Annotated in this window: 15 protein-coding genes, 1 tRNA gene, 1 pseudogene and 1 riboswitch; of the genes and pseudogenes, 6 read left to right on the forward strand and 11 right to left on the reverse strand. The window is 54.9% G+C overall.

Annotation, left to right across the window (positions count from 1 at the left end):
* Positions 1-1,229, forward strand: a pseudogene (locus VGM48_RS24130) (DUF4954 domain-containing protein); the annotation flags it as partial.
* 33 nt (positions 1,230-1,262) lie between these two features.
* Here VGM48_RS24130 and VGM48_RS24135 read toward each other — a convergent pair.
* From VGM48_RS24135 to VGM48_RS24160, 6 genes are all read right to left on the reverse strand, one after another.
* Positions 1,263-1,451, reverse strand: coding sequence for a hypothetical protein (locus VGM48_RS24135; RefSeq protein ID WP_331583403.1), 189 nt, complete (start codon positions 1,449-1,451; stop codon positions 1,263-1,265).
* Positions 1,452-1,497: 46 nt separating this feature from the next.
* A complete protein-coding gene (gene der / locus VGM48_RS24140) occupies positions 1,498-2,808 on the reverse strand; it encodes a ribosome biogenesis GTPase Der (RefSeq protein ID WP_331583405.1) in 1,311 nt (436 codons plus the stop codon).
* 12 nt (positions 2,809-2,820) lie between these two features.
* Positions 2,821-3,690 carry a GTPase Era gene (era, locus tag VGM48_RS24145; protein ID WP_331583407.1) on the reverse strand — a complete coding sequence of 290 codons (870 nt, stop codon included), beginning with the start codon at positions 3,688-3,690 and terminating at the stop codon, positions 2,821-2,823.
* 179 nt (positions 3,691-3,869) lie between these two features.
* Positions 3,870-3,941 (reverse strand) — tRNA-Met (locus VGM48_RS24150).
* A gap of 52 nt (positions 3,942-3,993) precedes the next feature.
* A complete protein-coding gene (locus tag VGM48_RS24155) occupies positions 3,994-4,710 on the reverse strand; it encodes a head GIN domain-containing protein (protein ID WP_331583409.1) in 717 nt (238 codons plus the stop codon).
* A 31-nt stretch (positions 4,711-4,741) separates the two neighbouring features.
* The gene (locus VGM48_RS24160; protein ID WP_331583411.1) at positions 4,742-5,464 is read right to left on the reverse strand and encodes a head GIN domain-containing protein; all 723 of its coding nucleotides are present in this window, start codon (positions 5,462-5,464) and stop codon (positions 4,742-4,744) included.
* Between the two features lie 64 nt (positions 5,465-5,528).
* Positions 5,529-5,632: riboswitch (TPP riboswitch) on the forward strand.
* A 56-nt stretch (positions 5,633-5,688) separates the two neighbouring features.
* On the opposite strand from VGM48_RS24160, the gene VGM48_RS24165 reads away from it, so the two are divergent.
* Positions 5,689-7,944: a TonB-dependent receptor gene (locus VGM48_RS24165; RefSeq protein ID WP_331583413.1), complete on the forward strand. Its 2,256-nt coding sequence runs from the start codon at positions 5,689-5,691 to the stop codon at positions 7,942-7,944.
* An 8-nt stretch (positions 7,945-7,952) separates the two neighbouring features.
* A complete protein-coding gene (locus tag VGM48_RS24170; RefSeq protein ID WP_331583415.1) occupies positions 7,953-9,953 on the forward strand; it encodes a S9 family peptidase in 2,001 nt (666 codons plus the stop codon).
* Here VGM48_RS24170 and VGM48_RS24175 read toward each other — a convergent pair.
* The 4 genes from VGM48_RS24175 to VGM48_RS24190 all read right to left on the reverse strand — a co-directional run bounded on the left by VGM48_RS24175 (position 9,950) and on the right by VGM48_RS24190 (position 12,720).
* Positions 9,950-10,258 (reverse strand): rhodanese-like domain-containing protein, encoded by a 309-nt coding sequence (locus VGM48_RS24175; RefSeq protein WP_331583417.1) that lies wholly within the window; start codon positions 10,256-10,258, stop codon positions 9,950-9,952. The genes VGM48_RS24170 and VGM48_RS24175 overlap by 4 nt on opposite strands.
* 15 nt (positions 10,259-10,273) lie before the next feature.
* Complete coding sequence (locus VGM48_RS24180; protein WP_331583419.1) at positions 10,274-11,083, reverse strand: PASTA domain-containing protein; 810 nt, start codon at positions 11,081-11,083, stop codon at positions 10,274-10,276.
* Between the two features lie 26 nt (positions 11,084-11,109).
* A complete protein-coding gene (locus VGM48_RS24185) occupies positions 11,110-12,102 on the reverse strand; it encodes a D-alanine--D-alanine ligase (protein ID WP_331583421.1) in 993 nt (330 codons plus the stop codon).
* Between the two features lie 270 nt (positions 12,103-12,372).
* Positions 12,373-12,720: a 4Fe-4S dicluster domain-containing protein gene (locus tag VGM48_RS24190; protein ID WP_331583423.1), complete on the reverse strand. Its 348-nt coding sequence runs from the start codon at positions 12,718-12,720 to the stop codon at positions 12,373-12,375.
* A gap of 109 nt (positions 12,721-12,829) precedes the next feature.
* On the opposite strand from VGM48_RS24190, the gene VGM48_RS24195 reads away from it, so the two are divergent.
* The 3 genes from VGM48_RS24195 to VGM48_RS24205 all read left to right on the forward strand — a co-directional run bounded on the left by VGM48_RS24195 (position 12,830) and on the right by VGM48_RS24205 (position 16,337).
* Positions 12,830-13,825, forward strand: coding sequence for an acyl-CoA reductase (locus tag VGM48_RS24195; RefSeq protein ID WP_331583425.1), 996 nt, complete (start codon positions 12,830-12,832; stop codon positions 13,823-13,825).
* A gap of 181 nt (positions 13,826-14,006) precedes the next feature.
* Positions 14,007-15,524 carry a trypsin-like peptidase domain-containing protein gene (locus tag VGM48_RS24200; RefSeq protein WP_331583427.1) on the forward strand — a complete coding sequence of 506 codons (1,518 nt, stop codon included), beginning with the start codon at positions 14,007-14,009 and terminating at the stop codon, positions 15,522-15,524.
* A gap of 63 nt (positions 15,525-15,587) precedes the next feature.
* Entirely contained in the window at positions 15,588-16,337 is a 750-nt protein-coding gene (locus VGM48_RS24205; protein ID WP_331583429.1) for a S1C family serine protease, read from the forward strand.
* On the opposite strand, the gene VGM48_RS24210 is transcribed toward VGM48_RS24205, so the two are convergent.
* Positions 16,327-17,610 carry an alpha-amylase family glycosyl hydrolase gene (locus VGM48_RS24210; protein ID WP_331583431.1) on the reverse strand — a complete coding sequence of 428 codons (1,284 nt, stop codon included), beginning with the start codon at positions 17,608-17,610 and terminating at the stop codon, positions 16,327-16,329. The two genes, VGM48_RS24205 and VGM48_RS24210, sit on opposite strands and share 11 nt — an antisense overlap.
* Between the last annotated feature and the right edge of the window lie 47 nt (positions 17,611-17,657).

Raw genomic sequence — 17,657 nt, forward strand, 5'->3', positions numbered from 1 at the left:
ATTCCCTGATCTTTCCGGCACATGAACAACACCATAACAACTCTTTTCTCTGCGCGGCGCTGGTGATGGGGCAGAGCAATATGGCCGCGGGCGCCACCATCGGCTCCAACCACAATTCGCGCAGTCCCGACGGAGAGATCGTGGCCGGCCGGGGTTTCTGGCCAGGGCTTTGCGTCAGCCTCAAACACAATTCCCGGTTTGCCTCCTTTGCCATCCTTGCGAAGGGCGATTATCCGGCGGAGTTGGATATCCCCGTTCCGTTTGCGTTGATCAGCAATGATGTGAGCTCCGATGAACTGATCGTGATGCCGGCTTACTGGTTCCTGCACAATATGTACGCCATTGCGCGCAACTCCTGGAAATACGTCGACCGGGACAAGCGGATCGACAAGACCCAACTGCTCGAATTCGATTTTCTGGCCCCCGACACTATCGGCGAGATGGTGGCCGCGCTGACGCTGTTGGAACGATATACCGGTCAGGCCCTGGTGAAGGCCGAAGGGCAGCGCCAAAAGGTTGCCGATGACGAACTGGTTACCCTCGGCGCGGCGTTGCTGCGCGATGATCCCGGAAAGGCAGACACGCTGGAGATCCTGGCCGAGGGCTGGGAGAACAGCGACCGGAAGATCCGGTTGGTAAAGGTGGCCCCCGCCTGGTCGATCTACCGCGAACTGGTCGCTTATCATGCCGCCAACCAATTGATGCGGCTGATCCGGGAAGAGAGTGTCGACAGCTTTGACGAATTGCTTCAACTGACCCCGTCGAGCCTCCCGCTGCAACCCTGGATAAATGTGGGCGGCCAGCTGATCCGCGAATCCCAACTGCAGCAACTGACCAGGCATATCCATACCGGTAAGGTAAAGAGTTGGGACCAGGTGCATCTTTTCTATCTGCGCCAGGGCGAGCAATATTCTTTTGACAAGCTTGTCCATGCGCTGGCGGCGTTGCGGGCGGTGACGGGTTTTTCGATCCGGCGAGCCGGCACCACGGGGTTGCGGCGGTTGCTCGAGGAGAGTGTCGCGACGAAGGAAAAGCTGACAAAGGATATCTATGCCTCCCGGGCAAAAGATTATACCAATCCCTTCCGGAAGATGGTGTACGAATCGACGGAAGAGATGAATGCGGTGGTGGGCCGGTTACAGGACAACAGTTTTATCCGGCAGGAGAAGGAAGCGCTGAAGAAGTATCGCAGGGAAGTGGGGGAGGCGGTGAAGCGGTGGAAGCTGTAGATGCTTCCCGCCCGAAGGCGGGAAGCATGCAAGTTACTTTTTGGTGCTGTCAGCAGGAGCTGCGGCCTTGAGCGTATCAGGCGCGGCCTTGGTAGCGGAATCTACGGTCTTAGCAGCAGAATCAGCGGTCTTGGCAGGGGTTGCGGCGGCTTCAACGCCACTGTTGTTGCAAGAAGTGGTCATAGCAGCGGCTATGACGAGAACGGCCAACAAATGCTTCATGGAAAGAGTTTTAAGTTTTTAATGATGGCAAAACTACAGTTTCTTTCTATTTCTTTCTAAAGAAAAGCCGGATGGGCACTCCTTTGTAGTTGAAGTTCTCCCGAAGTTGATTCTCCAGATAATTCTTATAAGGTTGTTTTACGTCGTCCGGGAAGTTGCAGAAAAAGGCAAACGAGGGGACGGCGGTGGGCAGCTGCGTGATGTATTTTATCCTGAGCGGGTAGCCTCTGACGACAGGGGGGTGATAGGATTCGATGGCCTTTAGCATCACCTCGTTAAGCTGGTTCGTCGGCACTTTGCGCTGGCGGTTGTCATAGACCTCGAGGGCGATCTCCACGGAACGGAAGATGCGGGTCTTGTCGGTGACGGAAATAAACAGAATGGGCACGTCGGTGAAAGGGGCGATCCGGTCTTTGAGTTGTTTTTCGTATTCCTTTGCCGTATTCGTTTCCTTTGCGAGCAGATCCCATTTATTGACCAGCAGGACGATCCCCTTCCCTTTTTTTACCGCAAGGCTAAAGATGCTCAGATCCTGGGCCGTGATCCCATTGGCGGCGTCGATCATCAACAGACAGACGTCGGCTTCGTCCATGGCTTTGATAGCGCGGATCACCGAATAGAACTCGAGGTCTTCATGAACCTTTGTCTTGCGGCGGATGCCGGCGGTGTCGATGAGGACAAAATCCTTTTTAAATAAATTATAGCGGGTGTGGATGGTGTCGCGGGTGGTGCCGGCGATATCGCTGACGATGGTGCGTTCCTGGCCGACGAGGGCATTGAGCAGGGAGGACTTGCCGACATTGGGCTGGCCGATGATGGCAAATTTCGGCAGGTTGTCGTCTTCGGCTTCCCCGCGGTCGTCGGGCATGAGGGCGGCGATGGCATCGAGGATTTCACCCGTTCCGCTGCCGGTCATGGAAGACAGGAAATAGATCTCTTCGAATCCCAGGCTATAGAATTCCGCGGCTTCGAGGAGGCGGTCACTGTTATCGACCTTATTGACGGCCAGAAATACGGGTTTTGTCGTGCGGCGCAGGACATCGGCCATGGATTCGTCGAGATCGGTGATGCCGGTGGCGGCATCGACCATGAAGATAAGGGCGTTGGCTTCGTCCAGGGCGATGAGCACTTGCTTCTTTATCTCGCGTTCGAATATATCGTCGCTTTCCGGGACAAAACCGCCGGTGTCGATGAGGTTGAAGCTCTTGCCGATCCATTCTGCAACGCCATACTGACGGTCGCGGGTTACGCCGCTGACGTCATCGACGATAGCCTTTCGCTGTTCGAGAAGGCGGTTGAAGAAGGTACTTTTTCCGACATTTGGCCGGCCCACAATGGCCACTGTAAATCCACTCATGATCTGAATCTATTAATTGTATCCGTATTCTTTTAAGAAGTTTTCCGTGTCGCGCCACTTGGGCCGTACTTTTACAAACAGCTCGAGAAAGACCTTCCGGCCGATAAACGCTTCGATGTCCTTCCGGGCATCCGACCCCAGCTGCCGGATCATTTTACCGCCTTCGCCGAGGATAATGCCTTTCTGCGATTCCCGCTGGACGATAATATCCGCCCTGATCTTGGTGAGGGTGGATTTCTCCGCAAATTCCTGGACCAGCACGGTGGTTTGATAGGGTATCTCGTCCCCATATAATAAGAAGACCTTTTCCCGGATCAGCTCGCCAACAAAGAATTTTGTGGGCAGATCGGTGAGATCGTCTCCTTCGAAGAAGGGTTCGCCTTCCGGGAGGAAGCCGAGGACGGTATTTAAGAGCATATCGAGGTTGGTCTTTTTTAAAGCGGAGATGGCAATGATCTGGCGGCAATAAGGTTTGCCGGTGAAGAACGCGTTTGCCTCGGCGAGGGTTGCGGCGGGGATGCCGTCGATCTTGTTGAGGACGACGACGGCGGGGGCCTTTAGCCGGAGGGCGGAGAAAAGGGTGTCGTTCTCTTCCCAGTTGTCGCGGATATCGAGGAGCAGGAGGGCCAGGTCGGCGTCCTCGAGGGAACTGCGGACGGCATGCATCATCTTTTCGTGGAGTTTGTATTTCGGTTCAATGATGCCGGGGGTGTCGGAGAGGATGATCTGGTAGTCCTTTTCGGTAAGGATGCCTTTGATGCGGTGACGGGTCGTCTGCACTTTGGGGGAGACAATTGCCAGCTTTTCGCCCATGAGAGCGTTGAGAAGGGTGCTTTTGCCGGCGTTGGGTTTGCCAAATATGGAGACGAATCCGGATTTCATTTTAGTGGTGCAAAGATATAGTTTTTGGATGGCTGATTTGGATGGCTGAGCTGTACCGGCACCTGCGGTGCCTGGCGGGGCCGATGATTGCCCCCTTCAGGGGCTGCAACACAAAGCGGGACCTCGGCAGCAACTAGCTAAAAAAAGCAGGGACCTACCGCCGAGGTCCCTGCTTTGTGTTGCGAAGGGTGGGATCGAACCACCGACCTTCGGGTTATGAGCCCGACGAGCTACCGCTGCTCTACTTCGCGATGTGGACGGCAAAGGTAGGGGGATTTGCCTTCTCAGCCAAATAAAAGTGGATTATGAGCTTTTTTTGACGACGCTGGCTCCGCTGGAACGGACATCCCTTACAATCGCATCGCCTTTATAAAAGACGGTACTCGCACCGGATAGATCGGCGTTCAACTCATTGCTGACGGTGATGCGGATATCGGAGGCGCCGGAGGCATGGATATTACAGTTCCGGATCGTCAGATCATACCCTTTTACATCGCTGGCGCCCGAGGAACGAATATCCGCCAGCCCGGAAACGGCCCCGGTGACATGGGCATCCGAGGCGCCGCTTTGCTCCAACCGAAAATCCTTTACGTTGATGGCCCCTTTGAAATCGCTGGCGCCGTTGAGGTCGACAGAGAAGTTATCGCCGGTAATGACCCCGTCGACAAAGACATCACTGGCGCCGGATGCGCTTAGCCTATCGAGGGTGGTGAAGCTGACGTAGGCTTTTATCTTTATGTTCCCGCGGGACCATTTATGGGTGTCGAGCGTAATCTTCAGAATACCATCTACCACATCCGTATGGATATATTCCCGCCATTTCGGGTCACTCGCACTGACGACCACCGCTTCTTCCTCCCCCTGGCTCAGGTAAAGATTGATCGCGTTGGAGACCTCGATGCCATGAAAGCCTTTTGCGGGCCGGACCTCGGCGTTCGGATCCTTTATTATGGTCTTTTGCGCATGAGCCGACAACATCAAAAAACTCCCTGCCAACAATAAGAAAAGCGATCTGCACATGGGTGGTTACTTTGAGCGAATATAAGTCATTTTAGTCCCTGCGGGAAACGCTGCCCGATCCGCTGGCGGAGGACTCCACCACGGCTCCCTGGCCTTTGTAATGGACGTCGCTGCCACCGCTGGCCCTTGCCCTTAGCTGCTTATTCACAGTAAGATAGGCGTCACTGCCGCCACTGGCTTCCACCTGGCAGTTATCCGCGGCCAGATCATAACCATGATAGTCACTGCCGCCGCTGGTATGAACATAAAGGGTGCCGGCCGTGCCGCTGACATAGGCATCGGCGCCGCCGGACTGGGTGATCGCAAGGTCGCCGACCGTGAACTTGCCGCGGAGGTCGCTGCCGCCGGAAAGCTGCACTTTCAGGTTATCGGCATGGATGCCATCCTGGATATAGACGTCGCTGCCGCCATGGGCCGACAGCTGATCGAGTTGCTTGCAGGATACGTAGGCTCTGAGCCGCCGGTGAGTGCGCAGCAGCCAGTGCAGGTTTTGGTTATCAATATAGATGCGCAGCGTGCCACCGGATACTTCGGTGGTGATGCGGTCGCGGTCCTCGGTATCGGCGGCGCTTACCGCCACGGCTTCTTCGTTACCCTGGTTCAGATAGAGATCGATGCCCGAGGAGATCTCGATGGCGTGAAAGCCCTGAACATTGCGTTTTTGGGCATTTTTATCGTTGATGACTTTCCCGTCCTGGGCGACCGAGAAAAGGGCGGCGAGGGTGAAAAGGCTGAGTAGTATAGTATTTTTCATATTGGTGGGACGGCCAGGGGGTCGCGAAAGTTACAAATGCCGCCGAAAAACACCTATCTTTGTGGCCTGTTCCTCGGGGTGCTGTCTGCCTACCGGCAGACGGCTGAGAAAATACCCGCAGAACCTGATCAGGGTAATGCCTGCGCAGGGAAGGTGATCTCCTCTTTTTATATTCCTCTCCTTTCGCGGCATTGCGCCTGGTGAACATACAAACCAGACGAATTATGAAGAAGATCTTGGCTCTTTTTAGCCTGTCAGCTGTTGTCGTGACCGCGTATTCCCAGACACCGGCGCCCACCAAAGTAAAGGACTCTTTAAAGCTGTTTTTGCAGCCGGTGGAAGTCCGCGCGCTTCGCGCCGGGGAAAAGGCGCCCTTTACAAAAACCGATATCGGCAAAAGAGAGATAGAAATGACCAACGTGGGTCAGGACCTGCCCTTTTTGCTGAACCAGACCCCCTCGGTGGTGATCAATTCCGACGCCGGAAACGGGGTCGGCTATACCGGGATCTATATCCGGGGCACGGACGATTCCCGGATCAATATGACGCTGAACGGCATCCCCTATAACGATGCGGAAGAGCAGGCCATTTTCTTTGTCGACCTGCCAGACTTCGCTTCCTCGGCCAACAGCATCCAGATACAGCGCGGAGTGGGCACCTCGTCCAACGGCGCGGGTGCCTTTGGGGCAACGATCAATTTTTCAACGAATGAGTTTAATGAAAAACCCTATGCCGAACTGAATAACAGCTTTGGCAGCTACAATACCTGGAAGAACACCCTTAAGGCGGGCTCGGGGCTTATCGACGGACATTTTACGGTGGACATGCGGCTCTCCCGGATCTCCAGCAACGGCTATATCGACCGGGCGGCCAGCGACCTGCGATCGTTATATTTCTCCGCCGCCTGGTATGACAAAAACTCGTCGATCCGGTTCAACATCCTGCAAGGCAGGGAAAAGACCTACCAGGCCTGGAACGGGATCCCGCAGGCCAAATGGGACGGTAATCTGCCGGCCCTGCAACAACACTACGAGAACAATATCGGGTCGCTGTATTTTACGCCGCAGGACTCGGTGAATCTTTTCCGCGGCAGCAACCGGACCTATAATTATTTCACCTACCGGGACCAGACGGATAACTATTGGCAGAACCACTATCAGCTGTTCTTTAATCATCAATTCAGCGACAAACTGTCGTTCAACAGCGCCGTTTTCCTTACCCGCGGATATGGCTATTACCAGGAGTATCATGACCAGGGCGATTTTTCCAATGCCAGCTATGCTGCTTATGGATTATCACCCGTCGTCATGGGCAGCGATACCCTGCAAAGCACCAGCCTTGTCCGCCAACGCTGGCTGGACAACTATTTCTATGGCAGCGTAGGCTCTCTGCAATACAAGAGCAATAACACGCAGCTGATGCTGGGCGGCGGCTGGGACCGGTATGACGGCAAGCACTACGGCAACGTCGTATGGGCCGCCGATGGCGGGTTCCCGGAGAACTACCGGTATTACAATGAGCCGGCGATAAAGATCGACTACAATGTATATGCCAAGTGGCAACAGCAGTTGGGCCCGCGATGGACAAGTTTTCTCGATCTGCAATGGCGTCATCTCGACTATGAACTGGACGGGTTTGACGACAACCCCTCGATCCTTGTGCATCCCCGCTATAATTTTATCAATCCGAAGGCCGGCATTACCTATACACATTATAACTGGCAGGCCTACTTCTCCTATGCGATGTCCGGTCATGAACCCAACCGGGATGATTTCGAGGCCGGGGTTAACGACCAACCCAGGGCGGAGCGGCTGCATGACTTCGAGCTCGGGATCCAACAGAAGGGGTTAAAGTATTCCTGGGGAGTGACGGGGTATTATATGCTCTATCATGATCAATTGGTGCTGACAGGCAAGATCAATGATGTCGGCGACTATACCCGCAGCAATATCGCGCGGAGTTACCGGCTGGGAGTCGAGCTGCAAGGCAGTGCAAAACCGGTAGACTGGTTTTCTTTCGACGGCAATCTTGCCTTTAGCCGCAACAGGGCCCTCGACTATGTCGAATACAACGATGACTATGACAACGGCGGCCAGGTGAGTCATTCTTACAAATCGACTGCTATCGCCTTCTCCCCTTCCATAGTGGGAGCGGCCACGCTCAATTTTATGCCGGTGAAGAACCTGACGATGAGTCTTCCGGCCAAATATGTCAGTCAGGAATATCTCGACAATGCCCAGCAGGCGAACCGGAAACTGCCCGGTTACTATGTGCAGAATTTCAGAGCCGTCTATTCGCTGCCGAATAAGATCGGCAAGCAGACCGACTTTATCTTTCAACTGAACAATGTCTTTGACAAACGGTATACCCCTAACGGCTATACCTACAGTTATGTATATGGCGGCCAGCTGGTCACCGAGAACTTCGTCTTCCCAATGGCGGGGACGAATTTTATGTTTGCGATAAACATTAAGTTGTAAATTCAGGGATGCTAAGATCCTTGCTTTTCGCGACGGGCATCCTGAGCGTCGGGATGACGTTGAATGCCCAGACCCCGGCCAAACGGCCCATCCGGCCGGCCGATATGTACCGGCTTCCCACGGTGAGTGACCCTCAGCTTTCGCCCGACGGCAAATGGGTTTCGTATAGCCGGTCTTCCATTGATTCCGTGAAGGATAGCCGCAATGCGGATATCTGGATGGTCAGTTGGGACGGCAGTCAGGATATCCAGCTGACCAGCAGCCAGGATGGTGAATCGAGGGCGCGGTGGAGTCCCGATGGCAAGTGGTTGTCGTTCCTGTCGGCGCGGGCGACGGCCAGTCCCGAAGTGAAGGGGGCGCAGGTTTGGCTGATGGATCGCCGCGGTGGCGAGGGCAAACGGCTGACGGAGCTGAAAGGCGGGGTCAGCGACTACGCCTGGAGTCCCGATTCGAAGAAGCTGTTGCTGACGCTGACCGATCCGGATCCCGAGGACAGCAGCAAGATCAAAACGACGAAGCCATACGTTATCGACCGGTACCAGTATAAACAGGATGTGGAAGGCTACCGGTATAAGAAGACCCATTCCCATCTCTACCTTTTTGATATCGCGACGAAGAAGATCGACACGCTGACCCGGGGCAACCTTGATGAGGGTTCGGCGGTGTGGAGCCCGGATGGGTCGGCTATCGCATTTGTCAGTAACCGGACCGCCGATCCCGACAAGAACGAGAACAGCGATATCTATATCATCGAGGCCCGCGCCGGCGCCACGATGCGGCAGCTGACCGACTGGAAAGGCAGTGATAACGGTCCGCGGTGGAGCCCGGATGGAAAATGGATCAGCTATACCCGATCGGTTTCCGAAGAGGATTACCATATGTATGATGAACCGGTGCTTTGTGTGGTGGCGGCTGCGGGCGGTGCACCACGGCTTCTCAGCCAGGCGCTGGACCGGCCGGTCATGAGTCCACGTTGGGCAAAGGATGGTGCGGCGATTGCCGCGCTTGTGGCTGACGATCGCGAGCAGTATGTGGCGACCTTTTCGGTAGCTGATGGGAAGATGACCAAGATCTGCGGCGGGCAGCGGGCGTTTAATTTTTTGGAGGCGGCCGCTGACGGCAGCTGGCTAACGATGATGAGTGACCCGCATACGCCGGGGGAAGTGTATGCGCTGGAAGCCGGGTCGCCCCGGCGGCTTACGCGGCAAACGGAAGCTTTTCTTGCGCCGCTGGCGCTGGCAACGGTAGAAGGATTTCAGTCGAAGAGTGCGGACGGGACGATGGTGTCGGGGATTTTGTACCGGCCTGCAGGGGTCGCCACGGGTACGAAGTTGCCGCTGGTTCTGTTTATCCATGGCGGGCCGGTGGGGCAGGATGCGTTTGATTTCGATCTATCGCGACAGATGCTGGCCGGTGGAGGTTTTGCGGTCGCCGCGGTGAATTACCGCGGCAGCAATGGTCGCGGGCTGGCCTACAGCAAGGCGATCTCCGCGGACTGGGGGAACAAGGAAGTGATCGATCTGCATGGCGCGGTGGACTATCTGGTGAAGCAGGGGATCGCCGATGCGGATCATCTTGGAGTGGCGGGCTGGAGCTATGGAGGGATATTGACGGATTATCTGATCGCGTCGGACACCCGGTTCAAAGCGGCGAGCAGCGGGGCCGGGACGGGCTTTACGCTGTCACTATATGGGGTGGACCAGTATATCAACCAGTATAATAATGAGATCGGGGCGCCGTGGAAGGCGATCGACCGCTATCTGAAGATCTCCTATCCCCTGCTGAAGGCGGACAGGATCAAGACTCCGACATTGTTTATGAGCGGCGAAAAAGATTTCAACGTACCGACGGCGGGCAGCGAACAAATGTACCAGGCCTTGCGAACACTGGGAGTACCGACAGAGCTGATCGTTTATCCCGGACAGTTTCATGGGATCACGACGCCGTCCTATCAGCGGGACCGGTTCGATAGGTGGTTGGCCTGGTTTAAAAAATATCTGACCCCTTAATTCCCGATCCGGTCTACCCAGGTGAGCATGCCGCCGGTGAGATTCTTGACATTGGTAAAGCCGGCGGTCTCGAGGATCATGCAGGCCTGGCCGCTGCGATTGCCGCTGCGGCAGTAGCAAATAACCTCTTCGTCCCGCCATTTTTCAATATCGTCGGTGTCCATCATGCGCACGCGGCCCAGGGGCAGTAAGACACCCCCGATGTTGAACTCGTCATGTTCGGCGGGTTCGCGAACATCAACCAGGTGGAGTGATTCACCGGCATCGAGCCGGGCCTTTACTTCTTCTACAGTGATTGCTTGCATATAGTTATTTTATGATTATCGCGGAGTGGCCCCGGTGGTGTCCCGTGTCGGCCGTTGCGCCTGCAACCGGATATCGATATTCTGACCGGGGTGGATACGATTTGCCAATCCATCCTCGCTTGTCTGCGGCGGGTCCTGCCAGTAGATATAGGCTTCGGCGGAATCCCGGACGTCCTTACCCGGGACGACGGCGCCAAAGGAGAGACCCATCGAGTCGAGGCGGGCCTTGGCTTGTACATAGGTGAGGCCAAACAGATCGGGGACGATGAATCCCTGACCGCCGCCAATGCCGTTACCGAGTACGAGCGTGATCAGGCTGCCTTGCTGGATCTGAGTGCCGGGTTTGATCGCCTGTCCTTTATACTGTTGTTCGAGAACGGAGTTACGGGCAAAATCGGGCTTGAAGATGGTATCGCCCAGCTTCAACCCATATTGACGGAGGAACATCTCGGCATTGCGAAAGCTCATGCTCACGAGGTTTGGCATCTGGATAAAAGGCGCCTGAGAACGATTGATCGTGAGATAGATGGTCCGGTTTATCTTCACCTGGTTGTCGGCTTCGGGGAATTGCTTTACGACCTGGAGCGGCCGCATCGTATCATAATACGTCGAGGAGTCCTGGATCTGGACGTCGAAACCCTGGGTCTGAAGGCTCTTTTTGGCTTCGTCAAAGGAAAGACCGGTGACCGAGGGTATCTTCATCGTTTTACCATGCTGGGTCAGGAGGGCAAGGGAGCCAAGAAAGACCAGCAGGAGGAGCAAAAGGAGGACAAATCCTGCTAATATATTGACCCATAGTGGTTTGGAAGTGATAAACTTGAACATGGTTGTAAAATACGTATTTTTTTGAGCTATTTACGTGCCAGGGCCTCTTCGACGAGGGCGGAATAGAAATCCATTAATGTCCAGCCAAAGACCCGCAACTGCTGGGGGACAATGCTGGCTTCGCTCTGACCCGGAACGGTATTGATCTCCAGCATATAGGGCTCGCCCTTGGCTTCGTTATAAATGAAGTCGATGCGGATGATGCCCGAACAGTTAAATACCTGGTAAATCTTTTTGGCCGCGGCCCGGACCTTTACCGCGATGGATTCGTCCACCACGGCGGGGGTGGTCTCTTCGTTCAGGCCGGCGGTGTATTTCGCTTCGTAATCGAAGAATTCCTTCTTGCTTTTGACCTCGGTGAACGGCAGCGTGATGATCTCGCCTTTTGAGCGGAATACGCCGATAGTGAATTCGCGGCCGGGGATAAACTCCTCGATGAGGACCTGGTCGTCTTCCTTAAAGGCTTTCTCGATAGCGGGCCCGAGTTCTTCGGAGGCATTGTTGACCTTCGACATGCCGATGCTGCTGCCGCCGTTGTTAGGCTTTACGAAGACGGGGAATTGCAGGTGGCGGGCCGCTTCTTCGGGGCTTTCCATGCGGCCCTTTATAAGCAGTACCGAGCGGGCGACGTTGATGCCGCTGAAGGCGGCAACCGCAACGGTAAATCTTTTGTTGAAGGTGAGCGCCGAGACGGCGGCATCACAGCTGGTGTAGGGCAACCCAAGGAGATCGAAGTAACCTTGCAGTTTGCCGTCTTCGCCGGGTGTGCCGTGGATGCCGATGAGTACGGCGTCGAAGCGGATCTTTTTTCCGGCGATGGTGAGGGAGAAGTCGTTCCTGTCGACATCCATCTTTTTGCCATCGGATGTTGGATGAAACCAGCCATCGGGGGTGATATCGATCCGGTAAACGGTGTAGCGGTCGTAATCGAGATTGTTCTGGATGGTGATGGCGCTTTTATAGGAGATGACCGATTCACCGGAATACCCGCCGGTAACGAAAGCGATGTTGGGCTTCATTCAATAAAAGATTTTTGCAAAGGAACGGATTTTTTCCTGCGCCTATTGTGAAAAGTAGGCCCAGAAAAAAATATCAATGCGTCGCGAGCAGCTGCCAGGTGAGAATGTTATGGTGTAGAAATAAGAAAGGTGAAGGTTTCTTCAATCTCCTTCACCCTTTTACGACGGGAAATATCACCCGCCTATTTTTAAGTAGTACGAGGACTACTTTAACAAACACGGATTACTGATACCTAAGTTAGGTTTTTAGATGGACCTGGCCAAGTTTTTTTACAGGTGCAGCCGGTCTTTTTTTGCTAACAGGTCTTCTACCGTTTCGCGGTACAGCTCATCGGGAACGCAGCAGTCGACGGGACATACGGCGGCGCACTGTGGTTCTTCATGGAAGCCCTGGCACTCAGTACATTTGTTAGGAACGATGTAGTATGTATCGACGCTGACGGGGGCGTTGCGCTGATTTGCGTCGACAGAGGATCCATCGAGAAGAGTAAAGGAACCTTTTACGCTGCTGCCGTCCGCAATGGCCCATTCCACACCGCCTTCGTAGATGGCATTATTAGGGCATTCGGGTTCGCAGGCCCCGCAGTTGATGCATTCTTCAGTTATCTTAATAGCCATTTTTGTGAGAATTAGGGAGTGATTAAAGATTAACTTTGCGGTCTTGTCGCGGAGGGTGTCCTCCGGACAGCGTCCCTCCCGGGACTTAAGGCAAATATAATGTGGATTTATGTATTTCAAACAACGAATAGATTTATTGGCGCAGCTGGGAGAATACTGTCTTTCCGCGGCGCCCGCCTGGGAGGCAGCCAGGCATCGGGCGCATATAGGTAACGGCTGGTTTATCCCCGAGTTCATCGATGTGGCGGTGGGGCAGATTGCCACCCGGTTCCTGCAGCGGGATACGCTGGAGGCCTGGGCAGGTAGCTACGGGTTGGCGGCCGGCCCGGCGACACCCCGAACGGTTGGGTTGATCATGGCGGGAAATATCCCTCTTGTCGGATTTCATGACCTGCTGGCCATCTTTGTTTCCGGCCACCGGCAATTGATCAAACCTTCGGTCCGGGATGAGGTGCTGGTCCGCCACCTGGTCGATCAACTCATCGAAATAGATGGAAGGGTCGCGGACTGGATCGGGTTTGCCGACCGGCTGAACGGATGCGATGCCTATATCGCCACCGGCAGTAATAATTCGGCGCGGTATTTCGACTACTATTTTGGGAAGTATCCCAACCTGATCCGGCGCAACCGCACTTCGGTGGCGATACTGACCGGTGAAGAAAGCCCGGAGGAGCTCGCTGCCCTGGCCGATGATGTCAATCTGTATTTTGGATTGGGGTGTCGCAACGTTACGCAGATTGCCGTGCCGGAGGGTTACGACTTTGTCCCCTTGCTGAGCGTATTTGAGAAATATCAATTCCTCGCGGACCTGCCCAAATACAAACACAATTACGACTATCAGCTGACTCTGTTGATCCTGAACAAGAAATACTATATGACCAACGGGTCGATCCTGCTTGCGGAGGAGGCCTCGCCCTTCAGTCCCATCAGTGTTTTGCATTATGTGTATTACCGGCCGGGTGAAGCCCCGCCGCTGCCGGAGGCTTCTGGAGAGATCCAGTGTGTCGTCGGGCGCAATTTTCTTCCTTTTGGCCGCGCGCAACAGCCCGAGGTGACGGACTATGCGGACGGGGTCGACACGATGGCGTTTTTGAAGGGATTGTAATTTTTGACAGCCGGGGTGCAGGACTGTCAGGTGGAACTGAAAATTTGCCTTTTAATTCGTAATTTTATAGGCAATTGGGGTTAATCTACGAAGACCTTAGTAAAACATTTGTTAAACTAACCCGATGGTATAGAAATTGATCGATCCATGGCGTTAATTTGTTTCAGATAAAAATTTTCAAATGAGAGCAAAACAAGTAGTAGCAGTCATCCTGATCAGTGCTTCGACCGCTGTGGCTACCATGTGGGGCTATAATCATTTTACCGAAGGTAAGACGTATTACTACTCCACGCAGGACTCGGGTAAGATACCCGCCAATTACGCCAAGTTTTTTGATGGCACCCGTGGGAATGCGGCTCCTCCCGGTGATTTTACGGATGCGGCATCCGCGGCGATCCCCGCTACCGTTCATATCAAGACGAAGACGGTTCGCACGGTGAGCAATAATCTGCCCAAGCACAACCCTTTCTCCGATCTGTTCGGCATCGACCCCGACGATTTCTTCGGCAACGGGAATGGCATGCGCAGTCTGCCGGAGATGGCCTCGGGTTCCGGGGTGATCATCAGCAATGATGGATATATCGTAACCAACAACCACGTGGTGGATGGGGCCGATGACGTAACCGTCACCCTGAGCAATCGCAAATCTTTCAAGGCAAAAGTGGTCGGCACCGACCCTGCCAGCGACCTGGCGGTTGTGAAGATCGATGCGCAAAACCTGCCCTTTCTGTTATATGGCAATTCCGATGAGGTGAAAGTGGGCCAGTGGGTGCTGGCCGTCGGTTATCCCCTGACGCTGGAGACCACGGTCACGGCCGGCATCGTCAGCGCCAAAGGACGGACATTGGATATCAATCGCCGGCAGAGTCTATCCCCGGTCGAGTCTTTTATCCAGACCGACGCGGCCGTGAACCCGGGTAACAGCGGTGGTCCGCTGATCAACCCGGCGGGTCAGTTGATCGGGATCAACTCGGCCATCGCTTCCCCAACGGGCTCTTATGCCGGGTATTCGTTTACCATTCCGGTGAATATTGTGAAGAAGGTGGTGAACGATATCATGAAATTCGGTACCCCGCAACGGGCCTATCTCGGGATCTCCTATCCCCGCGACGATATGAGCGATGACCAGAAGAAAGAGAATAACATCAAGGATGGGGATGGCGTATATGTGTGGACCGTTACACCCGATGGTCCCGCGGCACATGCAGGTCTCAAACAAGGAGACCTCATCACCAAGTTAAATGGTGAAGAGGTGTTGACGGGCGCCGAGATGATCGGCAAGATCGCCACCTTCAGCCCCGGCGACAAGATCAAGGTAACGTACCGGCGCGACGGGAAAGAAAATACGATCCCCGTGACGCTGAGCAATAATTCCGGTAGTACGTCGACGGCCATCATCAAGACTTCCGTACTGGATAAGTTGGGTGGACAGCTGGAGACCCTTAGCAAGAAGGATGCAACCAGCCTGGATGTAAAAGGCGGAGTCGTGGTGAAATCCGTGACCGAGAACGGGCTGATGGACAAGAGCCGGATCCAGGAAGGGTTTATCATTCTGAAGGCAAACGGTGAAGAGGTGAAGAACCTGGAAGATTTTCAACGCATCGTCGGCAAGGCGAGCGGTACCGTGAAGCTCGAAGGGGTCTTCCCCGGCTATGAAGGAGTTTATACCTATCCGCTGAGACTTTCGGCGGGACAATAAGTTTCGAGGCTGGCCCTCTTGTGGTCAGCCTTTTTTTAGCTATCAATCTACGAAACTCTACGTATGAAATATCTTATTGCGCTTGTCGTCAGTTTCACGGTAATGCTGGGATTATTGCTTTCCCGGCGCCACCCGGGCAGTTATGCCCGAACGGAGACACCGCTTTATCAAACCCTCTATGCCGGCTATGACCTGTCTGCCGGCTCCGAGGGCCCGGCCGATTTTACAGATATGGCCCAGGCCGCAGTTGCGGCAACCGTGCAGGTAACGGCGAAGATCAGCGACGAATGGGGAGAGTCCGGCCTGTCGATGGGATCGGGTGCGATCCTTAGCGGGGACGGCATCATCGTCACCAATCAGCATGTGGTGAAGGGCGCGGAGGGCGTTACGGTCACCCTGAATAACCATCGGGCATACAAGGCAAGGCTTATTGGTGCGGATGCGGCCACCGATCTTGCCGTACTGAAGATCGACGCGCATGAGCTGACGGCATTTTCGTATGGGAATTCCGGCGACCTGAAGGTTGGGAACTGGGTGGTGGCGATCGGTTATCCGTTTGGGTTGGGGGCGACCGTCACCGCGGGTATCGTCAGCGCCAAAAGGGAATCGCTTATCCAGACCGATGCTGCGGTAAACCATGGCAACAGCGGAGGACCGCTGGTCGACGGAACGGGCCGGCTTATCGGGATCAATGCCGCCCTGGCTACATCGACAGGCGCCTATGTGGGGTATTCCTATGCGATCCCGTCGGTCACCGTCAAACGTGTAGTGAATATGATCCTTGGCGGCGGCAGCCCGAAGGTTACCCATTGATCTTTTCATAGACCGCGTAGCCCCAGCCCGGGAGGACCAGATCGCCGGCCGTCGACATATTCAGCCAGTTACCGCTAAAGACCTCGCGGAAGACCCCCTGGAGCAGTAATTGGGAAATGGGAAGACGCAATTCATCGGGCGAGAGATTCAGCACCACGACCACCTGATCGTCGCCGGCGCGGCGGGCAAAGGCGAAGCAGCGGTCGTCGAACGAGTTGTGGAGACGATGGAGAGTCACCGCCGGATCGCCGGATCGCAGGGCAGGGTTGCGTTTGCGAAGCTGGAGCAGGGTCCGGAAGAAGCCATGCAATTCGTATCTGCCGTTCCAATCGATTTGATCCTTGTCGAAGAATTTCAACCGCTTTTGATTGGGCAGTTCCTGGCCGCTATAGATCAGCGGGAGGCCGTTCCAGGTACAGCAGAGGACTGCAAAGGGCCTGGCCATCATCCCCATACGTTCGAATTCGCTGCCGCTGTGGGAGTTCTCGTCGTGGTTGGTGGTGAAATAGACCCGGAGGCCGTCTGCGGGGAACATCGTATCGTAGTAATCCAGCACTTCATCGAGCCCGGCAACGGGTGATTCATGGCGCCATACGGCCTCCATCTTATGCAGGAATTTCCAGGTATAGGTGGCGTCGAAAACCTCATGATAGGCTATCTCTTCACTCTCAGCAAGCCAGAACAGGGGCTTTATCGGGTCCAGGACTTCGCGCGCCTGTTTCCAAAAATCCAGCGGCACGAGCATGGCCATATCGCAGCGGAAACCGTCGACGCCGGTCGTTTGGATCCAGAATCGCAATACGTCGATCATAGCTTCCCGCAAGTGAGGGTTGTCATAGTTGAGATCGATCACATCCGCCCAGCCGTGCGGATCGAAGAACTGGCCGTCCTGGTTGCGCCGGTAGTAGTCCGGGTGTTCGCGGGTCCAATGATGGTCCCAGCCCGTGTGATTGGCGACGATGTCCAGGATCACGCGAAACCCGAGGGTATGCGCTTCCTTGACCAGGGCGATGAAGTCTTCCATCGTCCCGTATTCGGGGTTGATGCTGGTATAGTCCGAACAGGCATAGTAGCTGCCGAGCGAGCCCAGGCGTTTTTCCCGGCTGATGGGGGTAATGGGCATGAACCAGAGGATGTCGATGCCCATGTCCCGCAGCCTGGGGAGTTCCCGGGAGAAGGCCTTGATCGAGCCTTCGGGGGTATATTGGCGAAGGTTTATTTCATAGATGTTGGATGAATAAATCCAGTCTACCGGGCGAAATGTCTCACTCATGGCTGATTAACGGCATTTTGCGCCTCAAGGTATGGGAAAAAATACCT

It is taken from the genome of Puia sp. (genome assembly GCF_036500295.1).
In the GTDB taxonomy this organism is placed as follows: Bacteria; Bacteroidota; Bacteroidia; order Chitinophagales; family Chitinophagaceae; genus Puia.